General features: G+C 63.4%; 8 protein-coding genes. All 8 read left to right on the forward strand.

Going from position 1 to position 8,404, the window contains the following annotated elements; all coding sequences use genetic code 11:
• Positions 1 to 579: type 1 glutamine amidotransferase (locus ACIQ47_RS13445; protein ID WP_396438603.1), on the forward strand; the 579-nt coding region annotated here is incomplete at its 5' end.
• Positions 576 to 1,841 (forward strand): cytochrome P450, encoded by a 1,266-nt coding sequence (locus ACIQ47_RS13450; RefSeq protein ID WP_396438604.1) that lies wholly within the window; start codon positions 576 to 578, stop codon positions 1,839 to 1,841. The genes ACIQ47_RS13445 and ACIQ47_RS13450, both read left to right, overlap by 4 nt.
• 11 nt (positions 1,842 to 1,852) lie before the next feature.
• Entirely contained in the window at positions 1,853 to 3,145 is a 1,293-nt protein-coding gene (locus ACIQ47_RS13455) for a hypothetical protein (protein WP_396438605.1), read from the forward strand.
• Positions 3,146 to 3,163: 18 nt separating this feature from the next.
• Positions 3,164 to 3,478, forward strand: coding sequence for a 2Fe-2S iron-sulfur cluster-binding protein (locus ACIQ47_RS13460; RefSeq protein WP_396438606.1), 315 nt, complete (start codon positions 3,164 to 3,166; stop codon positions 3,476 to 3,478).
• 41 nt (positions 3,479 to 3,519) lie between these two features.
• Positions 3,520 to 5,004 (forward strand): aldehyde dehydrogenase, encoded by a 1,485-nt coding sequence (locus ACIQ47_RS13465; RefSeq protein ID WP_396438607.1) that lies wholly within the window; start codon positions 3,520 to 3,522, stop codon positions 5,002 to 5,004.
• A gap of 19 nt (positions 5,005 to 5,023) precedes the next feature.
• Positions 5,024 to 6,388, forward strand: coding sequence for an aminotransferase class III-fold pyridoxal phosphate-dependent enzyme (locus ACIQ47_RS13470; protein WP_396438608.1), 1,365 nt, complete (start codon positions 5,024 to 5,026; stop codon positions 6,386 to 6,388).
• Positions 6,385 to 7,644, forward strand: coding sequence for a Tm-1-like ATP-binding domain-containing protein (locus tag ACIQ47_RS13475; protein ID WP_396438609.1), 1,260 nt, complete (start codon positions 6,385 to 6,387; stop codon positions 7,642 to 7,644). Before ACIQ47_RS13470 ends, ACIQ47_RS13475 begins: the two co-directional genes overlap by 4 nt.
• Positions 7,637 to 8,305, forward strand: coding sequence for an HAD family hydrolase (locus tag ACIQ47_RS13480; RefSeq protein ID WP_396438610.1), 669 nt, complete (start codon positions 7,637 to 7,639; stop codon positions 8,303 to 8,305). The genes ACIQ47_RS13475 and ACIQ47_RS13480 overlap by 8 nt, the downstream gene beginning before the upstream one ends.
• Positions 8,306 to 8,404: the final 99 nt, after the last annotated feature.

Genomic DNA, 8,404 nt, shown 5'->3' on the forward strand with positions numbered 1-8,404 from the left:
CTGCCCGCCAGCCCCGAGGACTATGACGGTTACGTCATCACCGGCAGCCCGGCTTCGGTCAACGACGAGAGTCTGCCCTGGGTGGGGCAATTACTGGCTTTCATTGGGGCCGTTCATGCGACACGGCAGCCCCTGATCGGCTTGTGTTTTGGCCACCAAGCGGTGGCCCGGGCGCTGGGCGGGCAGGTGGCGCGCAACGCGGCTGGCTGGGGCCTTGGCACTGCGCCCACGCACTGGCATGCAACGCGGCCCTGGATGTCACCGCTCAAGACCACCACCACCTTGATGGCCGCGCACAACGAGCAGGTCACCCGCATGCCCGAAGGCGCAGTGTGTTTGGGCGGCAGTGACTTTTGTCCCATCGGCTCGATGCAGATCGGCCAGCACATCTGGACCACCCAGTTCCACCCCGAGATGCCACTGGTGTTCATGCAGGCTTTGCTGGGCTACCTGGCCGACAAGCTCGATGCCGACACCATGGCCCGTGCCCACGCCAGTCTGGCCAACGCCGCCGATGTGCCGCTGTTTGGGCAATGGATGGTGCAGTTTTTTGATGATTGTTTTGAAAGAGCGCAATGACGGTTTGGAACCCCACCGACGATGGCCACGCCGACCTGTCGGACCACGACAGCTATGTGAACGGCACACCGCACAACACCTTCAAGCGCCTGCGCGACGAAGACCCGATGGCCTGGTGCAACTGGGCCGATGGCAAGGGCTTTTGGTCGGTCACGCGGCATGCCGATATTTTGGAGCTCAACCGCAACCACCAGCGCTTGTCTTCGGCCCAGGGCATCCGCCTGGAAGACCAGTCGCACGAGGAGTACATGGCGCGGCGGACCTTTCAGGAGACCGACCCGCCCGAGCACACCCGCACCCGCATGTTGGTGGCCAAGGCCTTTTCCAAGCCCATGATGGCGTTGTACGAAGAGCAGATTCGCGAGCTGTGTGTGGGCATCCTTGACCAAGCCCTGGCGCTGGGCGAGTTTGACGCCACGCACCAGATTGCCCGCCAGCTGCCCATGCGCATGCTCGGGCGCATTGCGGGCCTGCCCGAAGAAGACCTGGATTGGTTGGTGGACAAGGGCGACGCGCTCATGGCCAACACCGACAGTGATTTCACCAGCCATGTGGTCGACAAAATGGACACCGAGGCCTACCGCTTCATGCCTTTTCGCTCGCCCGCCGGGGCTGACCTGTTCGACTACGCGGCCCAGATGATGGAGCGCAAGCGCGCAGCGGGCGACACCAGCGGCGTGCTGCACCTGATCACCCAGCCCGACGCGCAGGGCAATGTGATCAGCGACACCGAATTTCGCAACTTTTTTTGCTTGCTGGTGGCCGCGGGCAACGACACCACGCGCTATTCGATCGCTGCCGCTTTGCACGCGCTGGCCAACCAGCCCGGCCTGATGGCGCAGCTCAAGGCGGTGCAAGGCGAAGCCGCCTGGGAGGGTGTGTCTGACGAGTTCATCCGCTGGGCCTCACCCGCCACGCACTTTCGCCGCACCGCGACCGAAGACTTTGAATACCACGGCAAACAGGTCAAGGCGGGCGACAAGGTGCTGCTTTGGTTCATCTCTGGCAATCGCGACGAGCGGGCCTTTGACCGACCATTCACCGTCGACCTGAGCCGGGGCGTGAACCGCCATCTGGCGTTTGGGCAGGGCGGGGCGCATGCCTGCTTGGGCATGTGGCTGGCCCGGCTGGAGTTGCGCGTCTTGATGCAAGAGCTGATCAAGCGGGTCGACCGCATCGAGCAAACGGGTGAACACGCCTTTTTGCGATCCAACTTTGTCTCCGGTATCAAACGCTTACCCGTGCGCATGCACCTAATCTGAAAGGAAACACCATGTCATATGTTCAAGAACGCCTGCGGGTGCTGTATTGCGACCACCTGGCCATTGCGCGGGGCAAATACGTCACGCTCAAGCCTGGTCAGGGCGGCGGTGCCCGTTTTTGCCGGGGCACTTTTGGCGTTACTTACGAAAAAGAGCTGATCCCGGCCCCGGGTGCGATGGTCATGGAAGGCCTGCCCGACATGGAGGCCGTCTACACCCCCGAGGACATCCGCCCCGGCTGGCAGCCCTTCACCCAAGTGGCGATTGGCGACCTGAAGGCCAACGACGGCACGCCGCTGCCCATGTGCGGGCGCAGCGCCTTGAAACGCGCCGTGGCCGACTGGCAGGCCATGGGCTATGAACCGATGGTGGGCATCGAGCTCGAAGCCTTTGCCTTCCAGATCGAGCCCGATGGTTCGCTCAAGCCCTATGACACACCTGCGGCCCATGTGTATTCCACAGGCCCCTTTTCCGACCCCAGGGGCTTCACCGATGCCCTGTGGGAGAAAGCCACGGCAGCGGGCTTTCGCATCGACAGCATGAACACCGAATACGATGCGCCCCAGTTCGAGTTCACGCTCACCTACGACCGCGCCGTCAAGGCGGTGGACGACATCTTCTTGTTCCGCCTGCTGGCGCGTGAAGTCGCTTTCCAGCACGGCATCGTGCTGACCTTCATGCCCAAACCCATCCTCACGGTGGGTGGCAGCGGCGTGCACATCAACTTCAGCCTGCGTGATGGCCAAGGCCATAACGCGATTTCGGGCGGACACGACGCCAGCCAATTCAACGCCCTCACACTGGGCTGCACCGCCGGACTGATGCACCACCACCAGGCGCTGGCCGGTTTGCTGGCCCCCAGCACCAATTCCTACCAACGTCTGCAGCCGGCCAGCCTCTCGGGCTTTTGGCAAAACTGGGCGGTCGACCACCGGGGTGTGACGGTGCGCCTGTCGGCCGAAACCGGACCTGGCGCGCGCATTGAGCACCGCATGGGCGACGCTGCGGCCAACCCCTATACCCACACGGCTGCAGTGTTGCAAGCGGCGCGCCTGGGTGTGGCCCATGCTTACCCACTGCAACCCATCGAAACGGGTGATTGCCTCGAAAACAAAGACGCCACCCAGAGCGTGGCAGAAAACCTGGCCGGTGCCCTGGATGCGCTGGAAGCCGACACGGCCCTCAACCGGGCGCTGGGCGAAGGCTTGGTGGCCAACCATGTGGGCATCAAACGCCACGAGATCGAACGCACCGCAGGCCTGGAAGGCAACGCGCTGCGCGACCATTACATCCGATTCATCTGATCTGAAAGAACCCAACCCATGCCCCAAGTGCACTGGATCATGAGCAACGGCGATCGCGTGAGCGACGACGTGAACGACGGCACCAACCTGATGGACGCCGCACAGATGAACGGCATCCCCGGCGTGGCGGGCGAATGCGGCGGCTGCCTGTCATGCGCCACCTGCCACGTTTATGTGGATGAAGCCTGGCTGGCCGCCTGCCCGCCCATGGCCGACGTGGAAAACGCCATGCTCGACATCGTCATAGCGCCCCGCCAAAGCGGCAGCCGACTGAGCTGCCAGCTGATCGCGTCGAGTGCGCTGGACGGTATCGTGTTGCATGTGCCGGATTGAAGCTTGATGGACCATTGATGCCTTGAACGGTTGGAGAAAAATTGAAACAAGAACACATTGACGCGTTGCGTCACCAAACCGTTCCTGATCAGGGCTTGTTGATCGACGGCCAGTGGGCTGCTGCGGCATCGGGGCAGACGATGCCGGTGGTCTCGCCCATCGACGGGCAGACCTTGTGCAACATTGCTGCCGCTGGGGCTCAGGATGTCGACTGCGCCGTGCAGGCGGCGCGCCGCACGTTTGAGCAAGGCGTGTGGTCGCGCATGGCGCCAGCCGAGCGTAAGAAAATTTTGCACCGCATTGCCGACCGCATTGAGGCGCACCACGCCGAGCTGGCGGTGCTGGGTGTGCGCGACAACGGCACCGAAATTGCTATGGCCTGGAAGGCCGAGCCGGGCAGCGCGGCGGGCACCTTCCGCTACTACGCCGAGTGTGTGGACAAGATCAACGGCGAGATCGCGCCCACGCCTGAGGGCACCTTGGGTCTGATCCACAAGGAAGCGGTCGGCGTGGTTGCGGCCATCGTGCCGTGGAACTTTCCACTCATGATCGGTGCCTGGAAGATCGCACCCGCGCTGGCCGCAGGCAACTCGGTGGTGCTCAAACCTTCCGAAGATGCGTCGCTCTCTTTGCTGCGCTTGGCGCAGCTGTGTCTGGACGCTGGCTTGCCCCCGGGCGTGCTCAACGTGGTCACCGGCACAGGCGCAGAGGCGGGCGAGGCGCTGGCGCGGCACATGGATGTGGACATCCTGACTTTCACGGGCTCCGGCCCAGTGGGGCGCTTGCTGCTCAAAGCTTCGGCAGAGTCCAACCTCAAGCGGGTGTATTTGGAGCTGGGCGGCAAGTCCCCCAACATTGTTTTTGACGATGCAGTCGATCTGGCGCAGGCCGCCAAGGTGTCGGCCATGGGCATCTTCCGCAACAGTGGGCAGGTGTGTGTGGCGGGCTCGCGCCTTTTGGTGCAGCGCTCGGTGCACGACGAGTTTGTGGAACGCCTGCAAAACATCGCCGCCAGTTTGCGCGTGGGGGACCCGCTGGATGTGACGACCGACGTCGGCGCGGTCAGCAGCGCCCGCCAGTTGGCCCGCAACCAGAGCATGCTGGCGCGTGCGCTGGCGCAGGGCGCGCGTCTGCGCACCGGCGGTCAGGTGATCGCGCCCGTGCCCGGTGGCCAATACATGAGCCCCGCCGTGCTCGATGGCGTTCAGCCCGAGATGGAGATTGCCCGTCAGGAAGTCTTTGGCCCGGTGCTGGCCGTCATGCCTTTTGACGATGAGGCCCATGCTGTGCGCTTGGCCAACGGCACCGAATATGGCTTGGCGGCAGGGGTGTGGACCGGCAGCCTCTCGCGCGCCCACCGCATGGTGCGCGCCATCAAGGCCGGGTTGGTGCATGTCAACACCTATGGCGGCCCGGACATCACCGTGCCGCTGGGCGGCGTGCGGCAGTCGGGCAATGGGCACGACAAATCGATGCACGCGCTGGACAAATACCTGGACCTCAAAACCGCTTGGATACAGCTTTAAAAATCACACAAGGAAAACGATGAACACCGACCAACTCAAGGCCGACAACGCCCAATACCTGTGGCACCCCATGGCCCACCCGGGGGCGATGAAAAAATCCACACCCGACATCATTGCCAAAGGCGAGGGCTGTTGGATCTGGGACGTGGACGGCCACAAGATGCTGGACGGCGTGGGGGGCCTGTGGGCCTGTAACCTGGGCCACAGCAACAAGCCGGTGCGCGACGCCATCGTGGCGCAGATGGACGAGCTGCCGTTTTACAACGTGTTTCGCGGCACCACCCATGTGCGGGCGATCGAGTTGTCCAAACGCTTGGTTGAATTGATGCAGCCCGAGGGGGTGGCCACGGTGATGTTTTCTACCGGCGGCTCGGACGCGGTCGAGGGCGCGCTCAAAGTGGCGCGTCAGTACTGGAAGCTCAAGGGCCAGGCCGACCGCTTCAAGTTCATCAGCCTGCGCCAGGGCTACCACGGCGTGCACTTTGGCGGCATGAGCGTGAACGGCAACACCAATTTCCGCCGCGCTTACGAGCCACTGCTGCCTGGATGCTTCCACGTCGACACGCCCTGGCTTTATCACAACCCCTATACCGATGACCCGATCCGTTTGGGCGAAATTTGTGCCGAAATGCTCGAGCGCGAAATCGTGTTCCAGGGGCCGGATACGGTGGCGGCCTTCATTGCGGAGCCGGTACAGGGCGCAGGTGGCGTGATCGTGCCGCCGCCCAACTACTGGCCGCTGGTGCGCCAGATTTGTGACAAGTACGGTGTCCTCTTGATCGCCGACGAAGTGGTGACCGGCTTTGGCCGCAGTGGTGAAATGTTTGGCACGCGCCTGTGGGGTGTGAATGCCGACATGTGGTGCCTGGCCAAGGGCATTTCCTCGGGTTACATCCCGCTGGGGGCCACCGCCATCAACCACCGCATCGCAGACGTGTTTGACGCCGACACCACGGGTACCGCTTCGGTCTCGCATGGCTACACCTACAGTGCCCACCCGATCGCGGCTGCGGCGGCGCTGGCCACGCTCGACCAGATCGAAGCGCTGGACATTCCGGGCAATGCTGCGCGCTTGGGCGCGCACCTGCAGACGCGCTTGCGCAAGCTGGTGGACACCTGCAGCTTTGTGGGTGATGTGCGTGGCGTGGGCCTGATGTTGGGCATCGAGATGGTGAGCGACAAAGCCAAACGCACTCCCATGCCCCGCACCAGCGACATTCCGGCGCGGGTGGCCAAAGCCGCCTACAAGGCGGGCCTGATGGTGCGCATTTCGGGGCCGAACTTGATTTTGTCGCCGCCGCTGGTCATCACTTTTGAGGAAGTCGACTTCATGTGCGACGTGCTCGAAGCCGCATTTGCTGCTGTGCAGGAGGGCCGCGCATGAAGAGCCCCGTCATCCTGATCGTCGGCACGGTGGACACCAAGAGCGACGAGATCGGCTTCATGCGCGAGCAGGTGCAGGCCGCTGGCGGGCAGGCGCTGATCATGGACGTGGGCGTGCTGGCCAAAGGGCAGGTGGTCCCGGACATCGCCAACACGCAGGTCGCGCAGGCGGCAGGCGTGACGCTGCAGCAAGTCATGGACAGCGGCGACGAAAACAGCGCCATGGCCCTGATGGCCCAAGGCGCATCGGCCTTGGCAGTTCAACTGCAGCGCGAGGGCCGCATGGACGGCCTGCTGGTGCTGGGCGGCACCATGGGCACCGACCTCGCGCTGGACGTGGCCAGCAGCTTGCCGCTGGGCGTGCCCAAGGTGGTGCTTTCTACAGTGGCGTTTTCGCCCTTGTTGCCGCCTGAGCGCATGCCGCCCGATTTGATGATGGTGCTGTGGGCCGGGGGCTTGTATGGCCTCAACAGCCTGTGCCAGTCGGCATTGGCGCAAGCCGCTGGTGCGGTGGTGGGGGCTTGCCTTGTGGCGCGAGCGCCGCGTTTTACGCGGCCCGTGGTGGGCATGACCTCGCTGGGGTCGAGCTGCCTGAAGTACATGGTTCAACTCAAGCCCGAGCTGGACAAGCGGGGGTTTGACCTGGCGGTGTTCCACACCACAGGCATGGGGGGCAGGGCGTTTGAATCGCTGGCCGCGCAAGGCCAGTTCGCCTGCGTGATGGACTTCAGTCTGCAGGAAATGGTCAACCAGATGGGCGGCTCAGTGGTCAGTGCTGGCCCGGACCGCCTGATGGGGGCGGGTCGCCAGGGTGTGCCGATGATTGTGGCCCCCGGAGCCACCGATCTGGTGGACTACCCGGCTTGGGGGCAGATGCCCGCGCGCTTTGCAGGGCGTCCCTCACACGACCACAACCGATTGATCGCCTCGGTGGGCGTTGACGCCGAGATGCGCCGTGAATTTGCCCGCGAATTGGCCCATCGCGTGCGTCAGGCCCAAGGCCCGGTGCACCTGGTGCTGCCCCTGCAAGGCATTCAAGAGTGGGACCGGGCCGGTGCACCACTGCACGATCCAGAAGGTCTGGCGGCGATGATGGACGAAATGGCGCAATGCGATTGGGGCTTGGCACAGGTCTCGCGCATCGACGCCCACATCAACGATGCGGCGTTTGTGCAGCAGGTGCTGGTGGTGTTTGACGATTGGCTGGCGCGAGGTTTGGTGTTGCCCGCTGTGGGCAAGAAAGCGGCCCATGTCTGATGCCGTGAAACCCGAAGACAAGGCCTTGATTTTGGACTTTGGTGGCGTCATCAGCCGCACATTGTTTGAAACCCATGCCTTGAGCGAAACCGCTTTGGGCCTGGCTGCCGGCACGCTCGCCTGGCAAGGCCCGTTTGCGCCTGAAACTGATGCGTTGTGGCAAGCCATGCAGGCCGATCAGATCAGTGAACGCGATTACTGGATGCAGCGCACCCGCGAGGTCGGGCGTTTGCTGGGTGAAGACTGGACCGAGATGCAAACCTTTGTGCAGCGTGCGCGAGGGGCTGATGTGCAGGCTGTGATCCGGCCTGAGGCGGTGGCGGCCATCCAGCAGGCCAAGGCGCTGGGCTACAAGCTGGGCATTTTGTCGAACGAACTTGATCTTTTTTATGGCGCGGATTTTCGCGAGCGTTTGCCCTTGCTCCAGCAGTTTGATGTGATCGTGGACGCCACCTACACCCAGATCCTCAAACCCGATCCGCGCGCTTACCTGGCTTGTTTGCAGGCCTTGGGGGTGCGGGCCGAGCATGCGGTGTTTGTGGACGACCAGCGGCGCAACGTGGCGGGTGCGCAGCGTTGCGGCCTGCCGGTGGTGCATCTGGATGTTTGCCAACCCGGTGGTGGCTTTGCCAAAGCCATGCAGATGCTGGCGGCGCTCTGATGCCGTGTCAAAGGGGGGCTGTGGGGGGCTGTGACACCCGGCACAGGGCTGAGTTTGCAAAAACTTTATGATGCTGTCTCTGAACAAAACCAGGAGACA

It is taken from the genome of Limnohabitans sp. (assembly GCF_044373035.1).
GTDB lineage: Bacteria > Pseudomonadota > Gammaproteobacteria > Burkholderiales > Burkholderiaceae_C > Limnohabitans_A.